Source organism: Streptomyces sp. URMC 126 (genome assembly GCF_051386555.1).
Taxonomy (GTDB): domain Bacteria; phylum Actinomycetota; class Actinomycetes; order Streptomycetales; family Streptomycetaceae; genus Streptomyces.
On the sequence record NZ_JBPQTX010001093.1, the window covers coordinates 1 to 254 of the forward strand.

1 pseudogene is annotated in these 254 nt (G+C 71.3%); it reads right to left on the reverse strand.

Annotated elements, in window-relative coordinates:
* Positions 1 to 29: 29 nt before the first annotated feature.
* Positions 30 to 254: pseudogene (locus tag ACSNOK_RS35220) on the reverse strand (ATP-grasp domain-containing protein); the annotation flags it as partial.

Genomic DNA, 254 nt, shown 5'->3' on the forward strand with positions numbered 1-254 from the left:
GTGCGGAGGGGAGCGGCGGGCGGCGGCCTTCAGCTGGTCCTGAAGCGGATCCTGTCGTTGGCGGCCTCGCACCTGGCGACGGCGTCGTCCGCGTCGCGCCCGGAGGCGATGACGTATCCGGAGACGCAGTCGGCGACGGTCAGCAGCGGCGGCACGGTCTCACCGACGCTCTTGCCGATCACCGCCGCCACCTCGGTGTCCGTGAACTCGTCCAGGTAGGGCAGGAAGACGTGGAGCTTCTCGCCGCTGGGGAC